This is a genomic window from Chitinilyticum aquatile DSM 21506, from assembly GCF_000430805.1.
In the GTDB taxonomy this organism is placed as follows: Bacteria; Pseudomonadota; Gammaproteobacteria; order Burkholderiales; family Chitinibacteraceae; genus Chitinilyticum; species Chitinilyticum aquatile.
Genome location: NZ_AUMS01000018.1, coordinates 17,151 through 39,952 on the forward strand (window position 1 = coordinate 17,151; position 22,802 = coordinate 39,952).

At 51.6% G+C, this 22,802-nt stretch carries 17 protein-coding genes and 1 pseudogene; 6 read left to right on the forward strand and 12 right to left on the reverse strand.

Annotation, left to right across the window (positions count from 1 at the left end):
- Positions 1–24: 24 nt before the first annotated feature.
- The 5 genes and pseudogenes from H559_RS0112185 to H559_RS0112210 form a co-directional block, all read right to left on the reverse strand.
- Entirely contained in the window at positions 25–993 is a 969-nt protein-coding gene (locus H559_RS0112185) for a tyrosine-type recombinase/integrase (RefSeq protein WP_051279402.1), read from the reverse strand.
- Between the two features lie 406 nt (positions 994–1,399).
- A pseudogene (locus H559_RS22260) lies at positions 1,400–1,731 on the reverse strand (transposase); the annotation flags it as partial.
- Between the two features lie 102 nt (positions 1,732–1,833).
- A complete protein-coding gene (locus H559_RS22695) occupies positions 1,834–2,427 on the reverse strand; it encodes a hypothetical protein (protein ID WP_155845399.1) in 594 nt (197 codons plus the stop codon).
- Between the two features lie 1,023 nt (positions 2,428–3,450).
- Positions 3,451–3,789 (reverse strand): YkvA family protein, encoded by a 339-nt coding sequence (locus H559_RS0112205; RefSeq protein WP_028452927.1) that lies wholly within the window; start codon positions 3,787–3,789, stop codon positions 3,451–3,453.
- Between the two features lie 360 nt (positions 3,790–4,149).
- Complete coding sequence (locus H559_RS0112210) at positions 4,150–4,851, reverse strand: hypothetical protein (RefSeq protein WP_155845400.1); 702 nt, start codon at positions 4,849–4,851, stop codon at positions 4,150–4,152.
- An 836-nt stretch (positions 4,852–5,687) separates the two neighbouring features.
- Here H559_RS0112210 and H559_RS22265 point away from each other — a divergent pair.
- A complete protein-coding gene (locus tag H559_RS22265) occupies positions 5,688–7,316 on the forward strand; it encodes a nuclease-related domain-containing DEAD/DEAH box helicase (protein WP_034641151.1) in 1,629 nt (542 codons plus the stop codon).
- A 58-nt stretch (positions 7,317–7,374) separates the two neighbouring features.
- Entirely contained in the window at positions 7,375–7,632 is a 258-nt protein-coding gene (locus tag H559_RS0112220) for a hypothetical protein (protein ID WP_028452930.1), read from the forward strand.
- Positions 7,633–7,652: 20 nt separating this feature from the next.
- Here H559_RS0112220 and H559_RS0112225 read toward each other — a convergent pair whose 3' ends face one another.
- From H559_RS0112225 to H559_RS0112255, 7 genes are all read right to left on the reverse strand, one after another.
- On the reverse strand, positions 7,653–8,963 hold the full coding sequence (locus tag H559_RS0112225; protein WP_211230939.1) for a Fic family protein: 1,311 nt from the start codon (positions 8,961–8,963) through the stop codon (positions 7,653–7,655).
- A 530-nt stretch (positions 8,964–9,493) separates the two neighbouring features.
- A complete protein-coding gene (locus H559_RS0112230) occupies positions 9,494–11,071 on the reverse strand; it encodes a hypothetical protein (protein ID WP_028452932.1) in 1,578 nt (525 codons plus the stop codon).
- Positions 11,072–11,183: 112 nt separating this feature from the next.
- Complete coding sequence (locus H559_RS20210; RefSeq protein WP_051279409.1) at positions 11,184–14,384, reverse strand: UvrD-helicase domain-containing protein; 3,201 nt, start codon at positions 14,382–14,384, stop codon at positions 11,184–11,186.
- Between the two features lies 1 nt (position 14,385).
- A complete protein-coding gene (locus H559_RS0112240; protein WP_028452933.1) occupies positions 14,386–17,013 on the reverse strand; it encodes a PD-(D/E)XK nuclease family protein in 2,628 nt (875 codons plus the stop codon).
- Positions 17,014–17,201: 188 nt separating this feature from the next.
- On the reverse strand, positions 17,202–17,351 hold the full coding sequence (locus H559_RS22700) for a hypothetical protein (protein ID WP_155845401.1): 150 nt from the start codon (positions 17,349–17,351) through the stop codon (positions 17,202–17,204).
- Positions 17,352–17,393: 42 nt separating this feature from the next.
- On the reverse strand, positions 17,394–17,837 hold the full coding sequence (locus tag H559_RS0112250) for a hypothetical protein (RefSeq protein ID WP_028452934.1): 444 nt from the start codon (positions 17,835–17,837) through the stop codon (positions 17,394–17,396).
- A 31-nt stretch (positions 17,838–17,868) separates the two neighbouring features.
- Positions 17,869–18,543, reverse strand: coding sequence for an SGNH/GDSL hydrolase family protein (locus tag H559_RS0112255; protein ID WP_211230940.1), 675 nt, complete (start codon positions 18,541–18,543; stop codon positions 17,869–17,871).
- Positions 18,544–18,769: 226 nt separating this feature from the next.
- On the opposite strand from H559_RS0112255, the gene H559_RS0112260 reads away from it, so the two are divergent.
- The 4 genes from H559_RS0112260 (at position 18,770) to H559_RS23035 (ending at position 22,500) form a co-directional block, all read left to right on the forward strand.
- On the forward strand, positions 18,770–19,084 hold the full coding sequence (locus tag H559_RS0112260; protein WP_028452936.1) for a hypothetical protein: 315 nt from the start codon (positions 18,770–18,772) through the stop codon (positions 19,082–19,084).
- Positions 19,085–19,162: 78 nt separating this feature from the next.
- The gene (locus tag H559_RS23185; protein ID WP_228098378.1) at positions 19,163–21,016 is read left to right on the forward strand and encodes a Sir2 family NAD-dependent protein deacetylase; all 1,854 of its coding nucleotides are present in this window, start codon (positions 19,163–19,165) and stop codon (positions 21,014–21,016) included.
- Between the two features lie 111 nt (positions 21,017–21,127).
- Positions 21,128–21,457, forward strand: coding sequence for an HIT family protein (locus H559_RS0112275; protein ID WP_245579372.1), 330 nt, complete (start codon positions 21,128–21,130; stop codon positions 21,455–21,457).
- Complete coding sequence (locus tag H559_RS23035; protein WP_211230941.1) at positions 21,415–22,500, forward strand: HNH endonuclease; 1,086 nt, start codon at positions 21,415–21,417, stop codon at positions 22,498–22,500. Before H559_RS0112275 ends, H559_RS23035 begins: the two co-directional genes overlap by 43 nt.
- The last annotated feature ends 302 nt before the right edge of the window (positions 22,501–22,802 follow it).

Here is a 22,802-nt window from a genome sequence, read left to right on the forward strand (position 1 = left end):
GACATATAACTCTATGGACTAATTTTAAAGAAAATCTTCACCAGCATGATCCTTGAACAGATTTGCGCGCCGCAAGTAGCGTAATACTGTTCGAGGATCTTTCTGACCGGTGACTTCCATAATCTTGTACAACTGAACATCCCGCTCACCAGCGGACGTGATAAAACCTGACCGAAGGCTATGTGCCCCAAACTCAGTGAAGCCGAGTCCAATCTGGTTAGCATAGTTCTTCACCACCCGTGCCATCCACTGCGCGCTCAGGCGCTGCTCGGTTGCGGCACCCGCCCAGTCAACGCGTCGGAAAACAGCCCCTTCATCAATCCCCGCAGTGGATAACCAGGCCTTCAGATGCGTAACAGGTTGCAGGCGTCGACCATTCAAGATGGGCTTTTCAAATCCACTGCCGCCTTGATCGGTTTTGCCACGCCGGATCAAGCAGACCAAGTTGCCGGCCTGGTCAAATTTCAGATCGGACACATCGAGTGCAGCCAGTTCTGACCTCCGAAACGCACCTGCAAAGCCTAGTGCAATGATCGCCCTATCACGTAAACCTAACAGCGTATCGGGCGTGAGTTGCAACATGCGAAACACCTGATGATCCAGGATGGGCTCTTTTTGATTGCGAGGCAGCGTGCCATGGATACGCCGGATACCAGTCAACGTACCCCGCACTAACGGATGGTCTGTCGGTGACGGTAATTCCTTCATCTGATGCACATAGCGAATCGATGCCAAGCGTCTTTCCAAGGTTACAGCCGCAACACCTGAGTCTGCTTGATCGGAGAGAAACAGCGCCAAGGTTTCGGGAGTAGCCGGTGTCGTTGCCAACTTGAACCGTTCGCACCAGTCACAAAAAATCCGAAAGTCTGACTGATATGCCCGTAACGTGGCTGGTGCCAGCTGAGCGCGCAAGTAGCCAATCGCGGCTTCAAAGGATTTTTGCAGCTCAGCGGGTACACCGCTGAAGCTGGGTTGTGGCGTCAATGTTGTCATGGCGTGAACTCATCTGGCTCTGCATTCATTCTAGCCGACTAGTCATGATAAGTGTCATTATCGTGACTATAAGTCGGGCCATGTTAAACTGGAATTGCGATTGGACTTCAAAGCAGCTTGCAACACAAACTTGGGGTTACGTCACTACGATCAAGGGAAAGAGCTGAGCCGGCATCAGGATGCTGATAGCGTGTACCGTCATCAAGATGCACTTTCCCGATCCGTATAGCTCTTGGCAGCGGGGCAGTAATGAGAACGCCAACGGCTTGATCCGCGAATTCCTGCCCAAGGGAGAGTATCTGTCGATGTTCAGCAAGGAACAACTAGTATGACTTTGTTGCACAAATCAAATCAGGGGAAGACTTCCCCAAATCCCGGACGGACACAGATGAATACTCGTACGATTCTTCCGGTAAGGAATGAGCACCTGCAACGTTTTCTGCAGCCGCTGCAAGGTACTGTAATCAGGCACTGGCCAGTCAAATCCGGCCAATTTCAACAGACTGGTGACCATGCCCATGGTTTGGCGGAGCGCCAGATTGAAGAGATTTTTGATCATCAGGCAGAACTGAATCGCTGCATTGCAGAATTGTTCGGCGCTCCCCCGTTTGCCGACTGGGCGGCAAACCATGCCATGTCCTAGTCTAGCCAGATCAGCAGAGAGGCACGTTGACGCAGCGCATGATTGTAGGATTCCCAGCTGGTTATGCGGTACTTTGGCGGGGCTGGCTTGCACATGCAGACAACAACGGATTTGGTGGCGATGGAGTCAGATCGAGCAGGATGCCTGCCGATTTGTGCTGCAATGCCGGCTCGGGCTGAAGGCTGAAAGATTCCGGGTTAATTTTCTCCCAAATGAAGGCGTCCATTTTTCATCAAATTTGCAATCAGGCCTTCTATATTATTTGGTAAATTCTGATCGCGAATCATTCCAACTAGTTCCCATATAGTGAGTACGAATACTTTCTCACAGAAATTGATAGGGCGATCTAATCCTCTAATCGTACTCAGAATACTACTTCTCGCAGAATTGCACTGATCTCTGTCGCCTCCGTGCAAAATGACTAAGCCAATACTATTGGCGTCCACGTTTGCTGAGTAATACAACTTCGACAAAACTCCGTCGACTGGACTTATTGTTACTCCATCGAAATCCCCTCCAAATATTTTTGTATCTATACCCTTCTTATGCTTAATGGAGCTAGCTTTCTGAATTTCAATGTAGATTCTTCTTGCTTGAAGGCAAAATAGCAGATCCATCACTTTGCGACTGTTTTGTACTCTTGGATGATACGTTAAGTGGTAGTTGCTATCGTCTGGGTTGGCAACTCGTGAATAGATTAGTCGCCTTAATATCTCGCTAACGTCAATAAAGCTCAGTGCGCATAATCCGTCTTCATTATTATAAACGATGCCATATAGTAAGTCATCCATGCTTGCCTTGTTGAGTGCTGTTTTGATTAACTGCTGCCTATTTAAATATATATTAATATGAAGTGGCGCATTTTTTGCGACTGGCGATATCTATTAAGTTTGATAGGGTGGCTTGCTTATGGTCTGACTGGGGCGTTATCTATTTAGATGTTTTTTCAATTTATGATCGAATACAATACTTGGAAAGATGGCGAACTAAGGTATGCATTCAATGCGAGATTTATGATATACCTTGCAAAATTTCCGATATCCAGCAGCTTTGCAGCCTCGATGTTACTTTTACGAGCAACAAGCCGCACTAGCCAACTTATCTATCCACCTTGGGTATCAATACAAATCCGTTCCGCTAGCCAAATGCGCAAGTTAATAAATACTGCAATTTGCGCATCTGAATCAGTGATACCGACAACTTCAAGTCTCCCAAATATCATGCTCTGGTATGCTGGAGGCTTGCAAATAACGCAGCTCAAAGTGTGTTGCATCCATAAGTATGACGGCCATTTCATCACGATGGTCGTTTCTCGCAGATTGGATCTGCCTCTGCGCTACAGCCCCCCCTTAAAATGATGAAGCATTGGCAGCAGCAAAGGGCCGATTTATTAAAAAAGCGTGCAATCAAAAGAGAGGAACTGGACAGCTAGACCCCAAGTCTCCCAATAAATTGCAGAATAAAACCACCGAACCATATTAACAACACGGGAACAAGAATAACGATAGAAATTATCTTGATTATTTTATTTCTCGCAAAAACACCTCCGAATAAAAATGCTGTCAGAATTATAAATGCAATGAAAATCGCCCACGCCCCGGCAATAAACCCTAAAACGCATAAGAACAACCACTGATCACACATATATGTATCCTCAAGATGCGGCGGCAATTCAGTCGGAGGCTCAGAGGACGCCAATCGAGACCATAAAATACTATCGGGATGGCCCATGATGGCGTCCACTTGAACGACCAGTTAGATAACGGCCCCCCAGTGTGCCTAAGATACGGTAGCCCAAGTAATTTGAAGATTTCTCAAGAAAACCACTGTTTGAGGGTTTCTTTCGCCCTCTGAGCATGCTCATCCTTGATATGAGCAGCAGTTGTCGCTACGGCAGCAACAAGCACACCCAAGTCATCGGTGTAACCGATAATAGGTGTTATATCGGGAATGGCATCAATTGGTGAAATAAAGTAACCCAATGCCCCGTAAATGACGCCCTTGGCCCAAACTGGCGTGTCTGGATCTGATGCAGCGTAGTAAAGCTTTAGAGCAGGCTCTAGAACAGATTCGCCCGCTGCTTTGGCGTAGCCTTTGACTTTATCCCAAAAGCTGCCGTCCGAATAAGCTTGCGTGTATTGGTTCTCAGACATTTGATCCTCCCGTAAAAATTAAGAATGGATGAAGAAGTTACGGCAATGATGTTCAGATGCCGAACATGATATATACACCAGTGTAGGCATTAATGTATTTTTGTGTATTTTCTCACATAATCACAGAACTGTATGCTGATGTGAATATGTCAGATTGTTCCCAACCACAATTACCTCCCCCTTAAATAATCGAGTTACAAATTTTATCAGCTTGACCACTATACGTGGGCTGGGTAATCACTACCAATCAGATTAGTGCATAAACGTCACATCAAGCACACTCAAGCACCATTAGTTAATTCTGCTTTTACCTAAAAGGCAACATATTTTCTTGCAAGTAAATAATGCGCAGAACTACAACTACTTTATATAATAAGATAGTGAGAACCAGATTACAATAAGCAGCATGGAAATTACAAATAAGCCGGCCGCTCCATTGGGCCGCACTGATCCAGCATAACCGATAAGCGTTGTTGCAATGTTCTTTTTAGTACGATTCAGCGATTGCCAATGAGTGATTGCTTTAAGCAAAGAAAACAGGCCCGTACCTACAGCCGTGGACAGTAGAAACACTCTAAATACCACAAATATATCAAGTTCCCCATATGAGATTTTTTTATAGATAAATCCAACTATTGCCATTGCAATGGCTGCAGAAACAGAAAGCGCAATATTTGTATAAAGCGTCTTGCGACTTTTTATGGCGGCATCCTCGAATTCTGTTTTTAGCTGAGCGAGTTTTTCTGAAACAAGTGAAGATGCTTCAGCCTTTGCTATAGCGAGCCGTTCGTCGATGGTAGATGCTAATTTTTCAGATGCGTAGTCAATCAGAATCACCAGCTCCTCTTTCGTAAAACGCCGTTGATTATGTATCTCTTCTGAAAGCATCTTAATATTCGCTTCCACCTGCTTTCCTGCCTCAAAAATTACTTGTGAAAGTTCCTGCCCTGCTTGCGTTAAAGAACTCTTAACTAATGGATCGACTTTTTCATCTATTAATTCCCCGGCCGCTGCTTTTACTTGCGCGAGTTCTTTTGACCAATCTGTGTTAATAAGTGCCATAGTCATCTATCTTTAATTATTGAAATTGAAACCACAATAAACCAGAATATAAAGGGGAAAAGGCATACGTTTCCTCCGTAAGAGTAAAATCCGCACTATCCATTACATATAAAATATTAATAAAATCAAAGCAATAAGTTGCACTTGGTAGTTGGCCTCATGATCGTTTCCATGGCTTGAAACTATGAAACATGTTAGTGCTTTATTCAAGCATGGCATCGACTTTTATTCATTTTATGAAACACGTAGATATTAATGCAACACTTTTCGAGGCTTTGCCAATGTTCTTCAAAGTTCATGACGAGCAGTGTACTACGAGTCCTTTTGCTCGGTTTTTTATAACTAACTCCACTTCCCCGTGCAACCACAGAAGGTCCAACACTCCATTTAGGTCTTCAGCAAGAGCTATGGTAAAGTAGGTCTTCAATTTCAGATATATTCCCAGATCGATACCTAACACCTTGGTCGTTAGGTACCAGGCCGTCCCGGGCTCCAAATAAATATGATGGGATCCCGGATAATGAAATTCTGGTGTCTGTTATTGGCGGCCTCACAGACAGCACAAAGGCTTGTCATGCTGCAGCTTCCAGCCGAGAATGCGAAACGGCTTCAATTTGCAATTAACCATTTTCGAATTGCTACCGCAGTAGAATCAGCATCTTTTTTTGTCATGATAAGGCTCAAGATGATCATTAAATGTCCCCATGCGCACATGCCAGCACCACATTGCGTATGCCACACAGAGCGTGTTCGATAGGAACCCGGCTCACACAAGCAAACACAGAACGTCATGCTTCTGTTATTTTTCGTAATCATTACCTCACACGGCACTGAGTATGGCCAGACTTCATCCAAGCACCCTGCCATCGGTTCAAACCCATGGCGGTATGTATCGTGAGCTGCAAATCATCGAACAACTGGTGCAGCAACTTTCAGATCACTACACGGTTTTTCATCATCTGGATTGGGCCCGGGTCGATGCTGGACGCGAACATCATGGTGAGCTGGATGTTGTCGTAATGAACGGATGTGGCGATCTCGTCATCTGTGAAATCAAGGCAGGGGATGTGTTGGAGCGTGAAGGTCAATATTTCAAGCTCTACACGTCCGGCGAGAAGAATGTCAGCAGGCAGTGCCAAATCCAGCAGCGTGTATTGCAGGGTCGTTTAAATGAAGTGGGAATCAGCAATGCTCATGTAGCAATGTTCCTAGTCTTGCCAGATTACCGCTGCCTCAAAGGAGCCGGCTTGGCACTCCCCCGATCCTTGATTGTTGACGCTAGAGAATGCCATGCACTGGCACAGCGGGTGCGAGAAGTGCTTCCTGAAACAAGTTTGTCGGCACAAGGCGAGCGGGTTTCGGCTTTCCTGAAAAACCTATTCCAGATCCAGTTGGACTTGTCAGCTCGTGCGAAACAGCTTGCAAATACTGTCCATCAACTCGCTGGTGGGCTGTCTACCTGGATACCGAGGATTCGTCACAACAGCGGCATCATCCAGGTTCAAGGCACAGCAGGCTCTGGAAAAACGCAACTTGCGTTCCAGCTGCTGGAGCAATCTACGGCTAAGGAACACGCGCTATACGTCTGTTATAACCGCGCGCTTGCAGACTGCATGATTGCCAGTCTGCCTCCCCGCGTGCAGGCACAAACATTTCATGAAGGCTGTGTCAGCCTCTGGCGCCAACGGAAAGGTGAACCCAATTTTGCAGATCCCGAGTTTTTCAAGGAATCCGAGCGCCATTATCTCGAGCATGAATTTCAGCCACGGTATGACCTGCTGATCGTGGATGAATCGCAGGACTTCGAACCGGAATGGATTTTGGCTCTGGCGAAGCAACTCAAAGAGAATGGTCGGATGTATGTGCTGGGCGACGAAGACCAACGAGTCTATAGCCGCGAGGCCTTCGATATTCCCGAGGCAGTTTGCATCGACAGTCCAGATAACTATCGAACACCGCGCATGGTTTGCGCCATGATCAACGCGCTGGGACTGGGCAGCCGAGTTATCGAAGCCCGTTCACCTCTGGAAGGCTCGCTTCCATCCATGCGTCTGTACTCTGAAACTGACAATGATCTTTTTAGCGCAACCCGCGCTGCTGTGAATGAGTTCGAAAAGGCAGGGTATGCCTTGTCTGATATCGTGGTGTTGAGTTTCCGAGGCCATCGGCATTCTGCACTGTGTTCACTTGATCAACTGGGTAGCTGGAATGTCAAAAGTTTTACCGGCAACTATGACAACGATGGCAATCCGATCTGGCGGGACGGGGAACTCCTGATCGACAGCATCAGCCGCTATAAAGGGCAATCATCGCCCGCTGTCGTGCTAACCGAGCTCGATTTCACCGAACTGGATGAGCAAACTCGGCGTCGGCTGTTTGTGGGCATGACTCGGGCAAGCATGGCCGTCAGCATGGTGATGACCGCGGAGGCTGAGCAGATACTCATGAAGCAGCTGGGCGCGTAAGAGTACAAGTCTGCCTGTTATTATGCGATTTGGCGCCTCAACTGCTTAGGGACATGTAATGCCTAACGATATCGATCTGATCTTTTCTCCTCTGCAGCAGATGTACACCGTAAACGAACAAACGGTGGAGGTGTGCATCTACCGCCTGCCTGATTCAGGCTGGACACTTGAGGTCGTGGATCAATACAACAACTCCACCATCTTCGATGGTGAGTTCGAAAGCGATCAGGACGCCTTCGATCTGTTCCTTTGTGAAATCAGAGAACATGGCATCGAATCATTCATCGGCCTAGCGCCAGGTAAAGTAGTCCATTGATCCTGGACCGACGGCAAGGATTAATGCCGATGAACGGCCTTCCATGCAGTGTATTCGGACGGTCGTAATCCGTAGCGCGCCAGTACCCCCTCATGCAGTCTGCGGAGCTCTTCAACAATCAGTGCCTGTACGGCAGCTTGTTCATCCTCGTGAATACGTTCAGCCACGGCGCACTGAATACAGGAAAACGGTTCAAGTTCCGGGTGCGTGATGACTTCACGAATGGTTTGCTTGATGAAATCACGCCATGCTAAGCGAAGGGGGTCAGGCTCGGCCAAGTCTTGTTTGATCGCCAGATATTCCTGCGTAGAACGTTCATAGGCCCAGACATACAGATCACGTAAAAGCTCGACGCGAGTCATTTCGTATACGCCGAGAGTAGCTCGACTGTAAGCTTGCTCCGGCACATCCAGAAAAGTTAGTGGACATAGGTTAGCTCTGAACAGCGGCAGATTCGCGGCCAATCGCGAGGTACGCTTGTTGATGTCGGCAAAAGGTTGCAGGTAGGGCAAATGCACCATCATGAAGAAGGATTGCTCAAACGGATCGGCAATCTGGTTGGCTTTGCCCAAAAGCACCCCCAGTGCGTCGTCGATCTGCTGCGGTGTTGAGAGCGGGCGATAAACACTTTTGCCGATATCGACGGCGTGCTGGCGAATTCGCCCCTCATCGGCGGGATTGGGCAGCAAGTTTTCTGCCAAAGCGCTGTGCAAGTTCATCAGCGTGTAGCGGTTGAATTCCGCACCATCGATGTTTCCAACTAGCAGTTCAATCGCTGTTTTATGGTTCAGGATCATCTGTGTTTCGATGGCCGCCTTGCCACGTGCAGCCTTGCCATGCTCGATCAACTCACGCGTGTCGAGCCGGGAATAGGTATTGCCTTCCAGATGACTTGATGCCCATGATAGGTCGATGAGCAATCGGTTCAGAATGGCGCGGCTGTAGGTACCCGCAGGTTCTCGAGCGTCAGCCGTCCTGCCCATCCGATGTAATTGGCGGCGCAGCGGCTCCGACAAATACCATGTCTCATTGGGGCGGTAAGCATCAAGCAAATCTCGCTGGTAGCCTACCGGCTTGCGTGCCTCCAGAGGTTGGTCGATATAGGCAAGGATGTCCTGGCTATCAGCAGACAGTGGAATGAAAGGCGGGAAACGATCGACTATGGTGGCTGGTACAGCGCTGCCAGATTGAGTATCTGCACGAAAATAGCGACGAGCCCGACCTTCGCCTTCGGCTTTGACTTGCCTGCTATCAATCAGCTTTGCGATCAGACGCTGCGCAGTTCGCCTGGCGATGCCGGGGTGCGCGGTCAGCAGTTCGGCCAGTGTCAATCCGTTCTCGGATGCTTGGATACTGTTCAGTAACTCTGAGGTAGATGACATCGCGTTGTGGCGCCGTACGGGATATATGTGGCGCAATTATGGCGCTATTTATGAAACTGCGCCAAAACTAGCGCGAAAAAATGGCGCAGTTCACGGCAAACTGCGCCACCCGGTGGCAGAAAAGGAGAGCAGCTGTTCGCTCGCGTATCACATAGACCGTTCATGGGCATTGATCCGAAGTTCGATATACACCAGTCGACGCTATATATGCTTCCCCATCCTGACGGTCAGGTTTAACGCTCATTCCGATCAACCACCATCCACGACATCTTGGTCATATATGGTGAAGATCGTTGTTAGAGGTAGTACGCAACGAGCCCAGCGCTGCGATTCCCCGATTCCCTGTTGAGTAGCGTTTTGCATGGTCTGCATGCGCGGGTATTCGATAGGGGTGCGATCCCTGATAGCGCAAGGCGGCATGATCCAGTGGATCGAGGGTGCGCTGGAAATTGCTGCAGGAAACTGACTCAAATCGACTCCTACATTGTCTGTAGGACGCCCTCGACTCGGCTCTGCAACAGCAACAGTTTCTTTCTATTCTCATTGATTATATGGTTGACAATTTGTTGCGCGCTTGAAATATAACGCTCACTTGCCTCAGCCTCTATCACCAACCCCATTAAGCTGCTTCTGGCATGCTGAATAAATGCGCTCTCAATCTTGTCAATCTGCTCATGAAAACGATCACGCGCACTATTAAGACGTGCCCTCATCTCTTGCTCAAGGTCTTTCCTTTTAGCCTCAATTTCTTTTTCTTTATAAGACCCTATCGAAGATAAATACTTCACAAAAATAGATGTCAATGTTGCAGCTGCAATATATGGAAGCATCGGAGTCAAAACCGTCAGACTTGAGATGGCAACCAACTTCCCTCCGATTGCCATAGCCCACCCGGATCCAACCAAGAATTCGGTCACTAATGTCGCAGATGCCAAATCATTCATGGCAAATGCCACGCGTGTTCGCAGTCGCAAGCTGGGGGCTTTAGCAGAAACCGCATGATGATGAACTCTGTCCATGATCAATGACCGCGTTTTTGCCAGTTGATCCTGATAATTTGAAATTTCATGCTCGAGTACAGAGAGAGACTCTTCGTACCTACTGACAATTCTAGTCAATTTTAGCTCTATTTCCTTCCCCATGGATCGGGCAACATCACTCCAAACGATGGATTTCCTTCCTGAGTCATTACGCAAGCGGCGAAGAACGTCCAGCTCGAACGAGTTACCAGCATCACAAATAGCCTCATCTATCTCTTCGGATAAATGTTTTTTTAGCAAACCGACCCGCTCTCTTAAGATATGGATGCGAATCTCAGTCTGCCGACGAAGTTCATAGATTGCAGCAGCTTCATTCGGAACAACAAAACTGCCTTTCAGATTATCGAACCCCTCCTCATAATTATCTATATCTTCTTTCAAAACAATTAATTCATCACGAATTTTACCAAGCAGGTCTTCCTTCTTAATCTTGCCACTCTTGTATTCTAATGATAATTCATGCACCCATGAACCACCGACTATTCTCTGAGCTTCATCTATAATAAGAGTGAAATCATCTCCACGAACCCGATTAATTATAGAAGTAGCGATAGACGAAATACCCGCCTTAGTTTCTTCAGGGAAAACAGCAAGCTCTACCGAAGACAGTTCAATACCAAGAGCCTGGGCGAGCTCAATAGCCAAACGCCTACTATCAGTGCCTTGACACTGCAGAAGCGGAGTCGACAATGCGAATGCTTGGCGGAGAACCAAACCATCAATTCCGGATGCACTCCGCTTCAATTTCACGATGAGATCTTTATAAGAAAGATCTGTTCTTGTTGACACGGCAGAGATAAGAATCATGCTTGCTGAAGAAGAACATTCGAACTTTTCAATTAGTTGCTGCATCGCAACAAACTCTTGTAGATTCACAACGCCATCTTTAGATGCAATAAAACCGAGAATTCTCAAAAGGCAAGTTATAAAACTCTCATCATCTTTTGAGAATTTATCAAACCCATATCCAACAGGAATCACTTCAAAATTCACGCCATAACTTTCGAATTTATTCATTTCATCTACCAATAACAGTTGCATCGACAATTAACAACACAATTACCCATATTAAAAAATGGGCTTCAACTATAGGATTCGAGCACAACGTTCAATCACAAAGAATTCTTAGTTAGAAGCTCGTCGTAGCGATTTCCTCTGCCGTCGCACCGACCGACATCCGCAAACAACCACCCGCAACCGGCAGGAAAAGCCATGCCTCCGCCACCTTGCGTCCCGTAGCTTTCTCAATGGCAGATGCATAGGCCGACATCTGTGCGGCATATTTCGGAGCCAGCGTTGACCATTTCCCCGGCTCCAGCACCGAGGATTTGTGATCAATCAGAATCCAGCCGTCCGCCGTGTCGAGCAGCAAGTCGATACGCCCGTTCAAAATCTGCCCATTCGCAAGCACACTCTGCACGGGAATTTCGGCATGAGCTGTCACAGCTAGCCAGCGGCCAGCGATCCACTGGTGCAGTTCCTGAATACGTTGAGTGAGCAAGTTCGCTGAAATTGCGCCTTGCATTCCGTAAGCGTCAAGCACTCGAACCACTTCGCCTTCACTCAAGGGCACCTGACGATCTGTGAACGACAAAGAGATGCACGAATGGATAGCGGTACCCAGCACATCCTTGTCTTCGTATGAAGAAAGCACCAAAGGCTCACCAAGCTGGACCGTATCCATTGCAGTTGCAGACATAGAGGCGGCCTGCGAGGGATTGAATTTCAGCGGAATCTTGTCACGCGCGGATGAAACAGTGCCAAAGCCGAACAACACGCCTTCCCCATCTTCCTTCTGCTGGGTTGCAAGACTACCTGCATCAAGCTCCCAGCGCATGGCTGAAATCTGCTCGCCAGAAGGCAGAGTAATCGAGTCACTCTCTTCATCCTGCAGCAGCCAGTCTGCAGCTACAGTGTCGAGCCATTCTCCAGAGAGCTTCCTGCGTTGCCGTGCCAGGATCAGCAGATCACGAGCACGCGTCATGCTGACATAAAGCAAGCGCTTGGATTCCTCGATGGCAGATGCCTGGAACGCCGCCGCCATGGGTGTAGTTTCTATGCGCTCTGCCAATTCCACTGTCCTTTGTTTTCCAAATGGCCAGGGCCAGTAGCGGATAAAGCGATCGGCCAGAGGCCGCTGCACATCGAAAGGACGGGTTGACTGGGCACTAATCCCCCAGAGACGACTATTCACATCCTTGGCCAGATCAGTGAGGATCACCACCGGCCACTCCAGCCCCTTGGCCGCATGGTGCGTCATGATCCTGATGGCATCGACCGCAGGTTCTGCCAACATATCCTGATTACTGTCAGCCTGCTCTCCGAGCCAAAGCAGCAGCCCAGAAATCGATGCAGCCATCTGCCCTACCTGGCAGACCTCCTCATAGTGTCGCGCCAATTCGCTCAAAGCCTGCAGGTTGGCCAATCGGACGCGCGCACGATCACCAGTCTCAGACCAGGCGCTCACCGTTTCCGGCAGATGGCAGATGGCCATGACGGATTCCAGTGCTTCAGTGGGCGACATCACCGGCAAATCAGCCCTCAGAGCCACAATTTTGGCCAGCAACGGATGGACGGGATGATCTTCGCACGCCACTTCCATCCATTGATCAGGCTTGTTGGACTTCCTGAGATAGCGAAGACGATCTGCGACCCAGACCTCCGGCTCCAGTCCGTCATGCATAGCGACGATTTCGGCTGTCGCGATGGTATCGGTCGGATCATTCAGCCGGCGCAAACAGGCCAAAGCCAAGGTCACCTCCGGGGTTGCGAGCAAGCCAGGCTGGGCAGTTGCAACCGGAATCCCCTGTGCAGACAGTGCGGCCGCCAACGCGACGACGCCATCATGGGTCCTAGAGAGAATGGCGACATCGCCATATCGGACCGATCGCAGTTTTTTCTGGGACTTATCAAAAATGGTGTAACCGGATTGAACAAGTTGAACCACGCCACGAGCTACGGCACGGACGTCATCCGATACGTTTTTTCCGTGCAAAATCCAGTTGCCGAATGCCGGCTTTGGCATGGTTTCGGCACGACGCGGACTAAGCTCGACTTCATTTTTCGTCAAACTATTGGCGAATGCGGGGGCAAACACGGCATTCACAATGTTGACCAGTTCCGGGCGCGAGCGCCAGGAATATGGCAACACCTCCTTGCTCGCCCCCATCTTTGGCAGCGCATTGATAATGGACAGCATCAACTCCGTGTCGCTGCCGCGGAAACCATAAATTGCCTGCTTAATGTCACCAACCCAATAAACCTTTTTCGCAAAGGAAGCCAGCTTGAGAAACAAGGCAAGCTGAATGGGACTGGTATCCTGAAACTCATCCACCATCAGCAGATCGAGTTCATCGCGAAGCACCGTAGCAACGTCGGGCTGATCGAGCAGATTCAGCAACAAATGCTCCTGATCTGCGAAGTCGAGTGCCCCCAGCTCCTGCTTATACTGGCGATAGTTTTCCAGAGCTTGCTCAGCCAGCCTGAACATGGTTTTGAGATATGACCGCAGATCCTGCTGTAGCTGAAGGTGTTCCCCATAGCGTTCGGCCAGCAAGGTAATCGATTCAACCTGTGCTGTAAGTGCTGCCTCGGGTTTCATTTTGGAGAGCTTGACCCAGTCACTCCAGGGCAAACACCCCCTCTGCAGTCCCTTAGTGCACACGTGGAGGTGTTGCAGATACTTCTTCGTGACATCCTTTCCACCCTCACTGGCCATAAGCTCGATGACGGGCAGTACAGCAAGGATCGCTTGCAACAAGGCTTGGCTCAGATCCTGTTTGGTTACAGCAGGGAAATGGCTCAGTAGTGCCTGGCAGTTCTGTTCGGCAAAACCTGCGATTCTTCCGAGGGAGATATCATTGGTACGCAGTTGCGTCACCAGCGTCTGCAACGCTTCCTTCCACTCGTCCTCCAATCCCAGCCGATGAGACAACGCAAGCAGCTCACGCATCGCTTGTTCGTCCAGCACCGCATCAATAGCCCTGCTGAGCAACAAGCTGGCTTGCGATTCTTCTAGCACCTGCAACTCCGTCGATTCACCCGCTTCAAAGGCAAAACGCTCGATCAGCTTCCCGCACACACTGTTCACGGTACCAATCCTTGCCTGTCCAATTGCATTGGACAGGCCCCAGCTCCCCTGCTTCAGCAGATGCTCGCGCACCCGCTCCCGCAATTCGGCCGCTGCCTTCTTAGTAAACGTCGTTGCAATCACTCCGGATGCCCGCACGCCACCGCTCTGCAACTCTTCATGCAGCAATTGAGTAAGCCGGTGAGTCTTGCCACTCCCGGCACCGGCACTGATAAAGGTGATCTTGGCATTCATACTCATGTCAGTTGCTCCATCCGGCCAGGGTGCGGTAGTCGTTGTAGGCCTCGTTCAGATATTCCATTGCCAGGCTATTGTCGGGAGGCGTCGAGTCTTCATCCGGCTCGGTTCCATCCATGGCCACCTCAAATAAACCTTCCTGAATCTGCTTGGCACGCCAGCGCCAGGTGTTGATAAACCGTCGCCAAAGTTGGGCGGTGTCCTCACCATCTGCGGAATTAACCACGTCGGCGCCTTGCAGGACATGATCATCCGCAGCCAGGCAAAGGGCCCTATCAAGGATGAAATACGCAACGGATGGCGCAGCCTTGGTGTCCTGGCGCAGCAATTCGGCATACATCGCCAACTGCAGATGCTGGTTCCCTTTCAATTTTTCCCGGTACTTCATGGCCCCAGCCCACTTCATGTCGACCACTACCCGAGCACCTTGCTGATTGGTCATCACCAGATCGGCATAGCCTGCCAGCTCGCCACCAGGGAAGGTTCCGGACAAGGGCTGTTCGGGGATTACATCTACAATACCTGATGACTCGACGAGTTTTCGCAGGGACAGCATGGCGTGTTCCAGTCGTCGGCGGAACATTTCGAGCTCGGCCCGTTTTCCCGGTGCGAGCAATACTGCCCCCTCATGCAAAATCAGAGTCTTGAATTCTTCATCGAACCACTGTGCGAAATGGGCATCATCCATCTGCAGTGCATCGGTGCGCAGGTAGTAACGCTCAACCAGTGCATGAGCGAGATTACCAAGCATCCTAAAGGGATGCCCTAGTGTAATGCTGCGCGAAGCGCGCAGTGCTGCGGGGTATTTCAGCAGCCATTGATAGGGGTTGAACAGCATCGGCTCGAGGCTCGAGAAAGATTCCTTCGGTCGCAATTCGACCGACACGTCCTCCGGCAAAGTCCACCAGCGTTTTCTTGACGGCAAGCGGATGTTCTTCAGAGGAACCATGCCCTGCCCGCCTTGTTCGATAAGGCGCTCAAGCGGCTGAATCACAGGTTCTTCCACCAGCGAGCAGATCATCTGCCAGAGTGGATGCACCTCACTACCCGGCGAAGGCAAAACAAGTACAAGCTGCTCCATCGCTGCCATCACAGGCCGCATCCACTGCACGGCAGCTTGATCCAACTGATCACTCACAGCAGGCAATTGGCATCCCGCATGAGCCAGCGACTGAATTTCTCGGGTAGACCAAGGCAAATTGCTCGGCAAAACCGGCATCCCCATCTGCCACCAGATTACGCGTCGTGATTGTTCAATGACGGCTCCTGGATAACGAGTCACCAGACAAGCGCCCGCTTCAGCATCACCGAGCGGATTGAGAGCGCCCGCGCCAACTACCTGCATGACCAGTTTTTGCAATTGCCGCTGCCGCAGAGAAAATTCCCCCTGTCTCAGCAACTCATCCAGAGCCTCACAGAACGCCGAGCATTGGGCATAACCCGCCTGAAAAGCCAGCTGTGCAGCAACATCCTCATCACCGAGACGATGCCGGAAAAACCGCTGCAAGTTCCTGACCCGTTCCATAACCACCTCGACAGGAACCCCCTCCTCCAGAGGAAAACGTCGATGTTCAACCCAGGTTGCAATCTGGGCGCGTACGGCTTCCGCTTGTTCTGGACCATAGTATTCGGCGATCTCATTCAGAACATTTTGCCAGCGCTCCCCCCCCACACCCGGCGCATCCGCAATTTTCTCAGCAAGCTTGCGGCGAGCCATTGACCGGATCGGACAGATGGGATGGGTAAGAAATTGCAGCAGCGCACCATAATCAAGTGGGTCCCAGAGCAATGCCAGCGCCATAGGCAATACCTGCAAAGCAGGACGACATGCACTGCTAGCTTTCAAGCCCAATCGAGCCTGATTTGCGCTAGCGAGACAACCATCGAGGACGGCCCCTGCTTCGCCTGCAACCAGCAACGTATCCGCTTCATCGGGCAAATGTACCGACAACCAGGATGCGGCAATGCATTCCGTCTCTGACTGCACTACAAGTACCGAACCATCATCCCGCCACTTGAGCACATTGCCCTTAAGACCGGATTTAGCCAGTTTGAGCTGCTGCTGCAGTTCGCCCAGAAAGCCGTGTCCGGCCCCCTGAAGATCCTGCTCCACTTTAACGGGCAGTTTGGCAAACATGTTCTGCCATGTCAGGGGCAATGTCGCCAGAGGGTCGATACAGCGAAGACTATCAATTCTGGCTTGTCGTACTTTCAGTTGTTCGCACACTCGGCGCAAACGCTGCCCCACATTGGGACTTACCGAAAAAGCAGCCAGCACCTCCACATCCGCCATATCTACCAGTCGCAACGGAGCATCTGCGGCAACTTGTCCATTCCAGCCATGCAGGGACCACTGATCACGCCATTCAAGCAAGGTGGCTGCTGTACCCAACGGATCCGTGGCAAAACTCTGATGGAAAAAGCGATCAGCACGATCACAACGACGCAAGCAATCCCGATACTGAATAACGCGTTCGGCATGAGCAGGGAATATGGCCGTTAATCCCAACTGATCCTCCAGGATCTGCAACAACCCCATTGGCCCAACCGCAGCATGACCCAGAACATTGCGCGCTTTTTCGGTACGTTGACCGTCTAGATTGAGCCCGAATGTGATGTGCAAACCCGTCATACCCATCTCCCTAACGCATCGAATACCATAGCAACCACCAAGGTTACACAGAGATTGTATTGCCTGACATGAAATGGAATAAAGTTGTACTATTCAAAGTTCACAGCCATCCGTGTCATCTGCCAGTCCCGCTTCGCCAGCTTTACGAGGGAGTTTCAGCTTGTTTCCCAGCAATTGCTGTACACAGCTTAAGGGGTCCTGTTTTGCGCATGCCGGCGCCATTCGATAGCTCGGATACGCTCAAGGGTGCTTTTGCTGATGCCAAAATGGGACTGGAACCAGATCACAAACAGCATGCTCCAGGTTTCCTCCGGGCCAAAGGCCTCATCATGGTTCATCGGGCGATCCTGTGATCGTTAGTTTTATTAGCCTGCGCTCCGTCAGGAATCCAGTATCTTGCGTCCCAGATCTGCAGGATCTTTGGCACCAAGCTGGTTCAGCACCGAGTGATGCACCTGGCCCGGCCCCTGGGCGAGGATTTTCTCAAATTCGCCATACTGTTCCAGAATCCAGTCCTGGGTTGGTTTGCCGCTCAACCACTGCATGAATGCCGTTTTATCCTCCTGGCTCCAGGTGCACTTTTCTGTCATCACCTCTGCCACGCCAAAGCCACTGTAGGTTCTTGGCCCTGCTTCTTCGGCCGTCTTGGGAGGATCGACCAGTGGTGTGCGGAACTCGATGACATCGAAATACCCGGCCATTTGCTCGGGCGACATCGGTTCAAGCTGCAGGCTCATCCAGGTCATGAAATTGCTCGTTTCCAGATGCTCGAACAACAGATCGGGAGTGATCGCCACGTTTCTTCCGCTGGGCAGTTTGGCCATGATTTGACGTCCTCTTGCAGGTTGGATTGCCTCAGGCAAACGAGTGCTGGTGATGATCAGGTTCGTTGAATAAGCTGGTCACAATGGCATCTACAATCTTCTGCCCACCCCGGGCAGAAGGCTCGATGGTCGATACATCGGAGTAGTCGTCTGCTTCGTCGCAGATCACCCGCAAGTCGAGCACCGGGATGTGCAGGCTGGCGGCTTCTTCGAGGATGATCTCGTTAAAGAGCGCGAGCGCGGCCTGCTCAGCCAGCCCCAGATCAGGGATCTTGTTGTAGATGGTGCAGACCGTAACCGGGCGTCCGGTGTACTTTGCCTGCAGCAGCATATCCCGATAGGTCCGGCGGAACGGTTGGCGGATATGCCGTTGCAGCTGAGTCAAGGCTTCACCAATGGTATTCACCCGGTCGCCAAGCAGGTACAGGCATTGCAGGGCATCATTGCCACCACTGCTGATGACCACATGGCTGACTTCCTCGGGCAGATGCTGGAGTTGCACCTGCACATCGCGGGTCACGGCTCCGTCAACAGCCAGCAGCAGTCCCTGCCACGGCTCGGGCAGGCTGGCTTGCAGTTGCTGGATCACCGCGGGCTGACCGGGGACGTAGCTAGCATTGTCGAAGATGGAGTCGCCCAGCAACGCGACGCAGCGGCGCGTTGCACCACTATCCAGTATCTCAATCGGAGGGAGCGGATACGTCACGGTTGTTTCCTTATGCAGCAGGTCACAGGATGAAGGCAGTATGAAACAGCCAGTAGCTCATATGATGAGCCTTCACTAACTGATTCTGAGCTTATGCAATGAGCCAGTTTAGCGCTAGAATTCGCTAAAAAAATTCAGACTGTCCATATGAACCAGTCCCAGTGCTTTTTCGCAGCAATCATCTGCTGCATGAGCTCCATGTGATACCTATTGCCAGGCAAGAGATATGAACCATGTGAACCTACCTATGGGGTGGGCACGGCAGGGGGAGGAACTAGTTCTTGTGCTCTTGCCGGATCGCAGCCTAGCCATTTACAAGCTGCAAGCCTGGAACAAACTGCTCAAAGAACTGGAAGCTAACCGCAAATCCATCGGAACACACCAATACCGGCTGATGCAGCGCTCACTTATTGGTAGTGCTGAACAATATACGGTCACGGAAGCTGGTGTTATTGCCATCCCTGAGCTCTTACTGGCTTTGCTTAATGGACGGTCGTTTGCAGGCTGTGTTGATGAAGGGACTCGCTTGCTATTCCGCTAATCTCCATTTACTACATCGAACAATCAGTCTTGACTAATTCCGTCAACCGTCAGTTGCACGACTTGCTGAGATGCCATCATGAGCCAGTCCGAACGATTTTTCCGCATCAATCAGCTGTTGCATGAGCGCCGCGTGGTACCGATTGGCGTGTTTCTGGATGAGCTGGAGATTTCCCGGGCCACGTTCAAGCGCGATATTGAGTACCTGCGCGATCGCCTGCAGGCGCCGATCATCTGGGATCGCGAGGCCGGGGGCTACCGCTTCGAATCGGACCGACAGGCCGGGCAGTTCGAAATGCCGGGGCTCTGGTTCTCCGCGAAGGAAGCCACAGCACTGCTGTCGATGCAGCATGTGCTCTCCCAGCTGGAGCCGGGATTGCTTTCTGGTCACGTGGGACCGTTTCAAGCACGCCTGCGCACACTGCTGGCCCAGGAAGGACTGGATCCGGATGCGGTGCAGCGGCGTATTCGCCTGCTGCCCTCGCTGCATCGCCCGGTTGCGCCGGCACACTTCGAGGCGATCGCGCATGCCGTGATGCAACGACAGCGGCTCAGTCTGCAGTATCGCTCCCCCGGAGCCGAGCAGGCGACGGCCCGCATCGTTTCACCGCAGCGGCTGACCCATTATCGCAATGCCTGGTATCTGGAAGCGTGGTGCCATCTGCGCAATGCCATCCGCTCGTTTGCGCTGGATAGCGTTGAGACGGTCGCGCTGAGCCAGGAGGTCGCGCTGGATGTGCCGGATGCTGAACTGCAGCAGGCACTGGAAGGTGGTTACGGGATTTTCAGTGGCAATGAGCGACAGTGGGCTCGCCTGTGCTTCAGCGGCAAGGCAGCCCATTACGTCAGCCGCGAAACCTGGCATGCCGACCAGAGCGGCGAATGGCTGGACGCCGAGCATTATCTGCTGCAACTGCCGTATCGCGGGGAGCGGGAACTGGTGATGGACATCCTCAGGCATGGTGCCGATGTCGAAGTACTCGATCCCCCCACACTGCGTCAGGCGGTGGTGGCACAGCTGCAGGCCGCGCTCGGGCATTACGCGGCAGAGCTGGCCAAGCCAGCCCCTGCTGACACACCTGCACTGAATCTCAGCCCGCTGCATGCAGCCGCCCGCAAGGCCGCAGACCGGATTCGCCATGCCGATGGCTTGCTGATCACCGCTGGCGCGGGCATGGGGGTGGATTCTGGCCTACCGGATTTTCGTGGCGGCCAAGGATTCTGGGAGGCCTACCCGGCACTCGGACGCGCCCAGCTCAGTTTCATGGATGTTGCCTGTCCGCAGACCTTCCGTACTGACCCGGAGCTGGCCTGGGGATTCTATGGCCACCGGCTCAAGCTATACCGCGAAACCGAACCACACGAGGGCTTCCACGTGCTGCACCGCTGGGGAGAGCGCCTGCTGCATGGTGCCGCGGTCTTCACCAGCAATGTGGATGGCCAGTTCCAGAAAGCCGGTTTTGCGGCGCAGCGCATCAGCGAGTGCCACGGCTCAATTCATCATCTGCAATGTCTGGATGCCTGTTCGACCCGGATCGAGTCAGCTGACTGGCTGGAGCCGCAGATCGACGCGGAACATTGTCGCTGGCTGGGCAAACTGCCGAGATGTCCGCAGTGTGGCGCCCTGATGCGGCCGAACATCCTGATGTTCGGTGACTGGGAGTGGCTGGGACAGCGCAGCGATGAGCAGCGGCAACGGCTGAACCGCTGGCTGGATAAACCAAAGCGCCTGGCCATCATCGAACTGGGGGCCGGCACCACCATTGCCACGGTACGCCGCGCCGGAGAGCGCCTGCTCAGTCGGGACAATGTCGAGTTAACCACCCTGATCCGCATCAACCCGACCGAAGCCGACGGCCCCGCGGGTACCGTCAGCCTGGAAAGTGGTGCGCTGGTCGGCGTGCAGGCCATCGCGGAGACGCTGGGCTGGTAGTGCGTACGCTCAACGAGCGTACATCGAACAACCAACTGAGTACTAAACTAAACAATGAATAGCACTTGTCCCTTTTGTAGCCTGCCATCAGATCGCGTATTACGAACCAACATGTTCGGCAAAGCGATCCTCGATGGCTTTCCTGTTTCCCCCGGACACTCACTGATCATTCCGCACCGGCATGTTAGCTCTTTCTTCGAGCTGACTTCATCTGAGCGGGAGGCCTTGATTCTGCTGCTAGATGAGACTAAGCAAGCTCTCCAAGAAGAGTTCAAACCTGATGGCTACAACATCGGTATTAATGACGGCCCCGCTGCAGGCCAGACAGTAGCGCACTTACACATTCACCTCATTCCTCGATACTCGGGTGACTTGGCTGATCCGCGAGGCGGAGTAAGATGGGTCATCCCGGAGAAAGCCAATTACTGGTCACCACAATGAGCCTTCCAAGCGCAGAAGAGCAGATCTCATTTCTGCAACAGATACAGCGCCTGTTTAGCGAGGGCGAATTTAGCGCCACGTACAAATTCGCGTTGATTCTTGCTCTTGCGGAGCTCGCCATCGAGCGAGGCGACGATTCCGGCGAGGCTCTTGAGCTATCCATGGCCACAGTCGCCGAGAAATTTGCGGAGCTTTACTGGCGCCAAATGGCCCCCTATCAAGGAGATCAAGCAGCAGCTGCTGAACTCCTTCATCAGAACCAAGGCAAACGGGCTGCGATCACTGCACCGCTGCAAAAAATTTATGCTGCATGTGGAGGTCAATTAGCGCTAGCAAAAACCCATCAGGATTGGCCTTCCTGTCTGAAGAATATCGCACGTACCGTTCGCGATATGCCTATGCAACACCTGCAAGTGCTTGGAGGCGTGCAGCAGCCGTTTCTCTATGATTATCCATCCTCACCAAGAAGCATTCGCCTGAAGCCCGGCGTGGTCTTCAATTTGCGACGGTATCAAGGACTGGTTCAGCAGCTAGCGAAGTCTGGCTGGGTCACACATGTTCGAAATAACCGCTTGAACCATCCGATTATTGGCAAGCATGATGACCTGGAAGTCTTCATGTTCGGTGCAGAGCGCTCCCCTCTGCGCGAGGTAGCGAAAATATTGGCCCCACTTCAGGGTAATCGCTGCTTTTATTGCCAAGAGCGAATCAGTGAACAAGCAGAAGTAGATCACTTTATTGCATGGTCTCGATACCCGCGGGATCTGGCACACAATTTCGTACTCGCCCATCGAGGCTGCAATAATGACAAACGCGAGCTACTTGCCGGTCTTCCGCATTTGGAAAAATGGCTGAGACGACTTGAACTGCATGGAAATGAAATCGGCGAGCATCTTTCGGAACTCGGGTTTGTAGTGGATAGCAATGCTAGCCGCCAAGTGGCCTACTGGGCCTACGAGCAAGGCCTAAACTCACAAAGTCAAAGCTGGCTAGCCAAAGGAATAACCGAACCACTGCACCACAGGTGCATCTCACTTTTCTGACATGTTTGTGCAAACCTGGCGGACATTTAGCCTGTGCGCAGTTTCTTAAGCCGTCCCTGCACACTCTCTAGCTCAGCCTGTTAAGCTTTCTGGATGCGAGGTGCAAACCGCTCATTTGCGCTGGATTACGTCGAAGCGGTCTCGCGGAGCCCGGAGCCCGCGCTTGATGTGCCAGATACAGAACTGCAGCAGGCCATGGAAGGCGGCAGGAAAACCCGCAGCGCCTTGCCATCATCGAACTGGGGAGCGGCACTATGATTGCCACTGTCCGCTGCGCCGGAGAACACCTGCTCAGTCGGGAC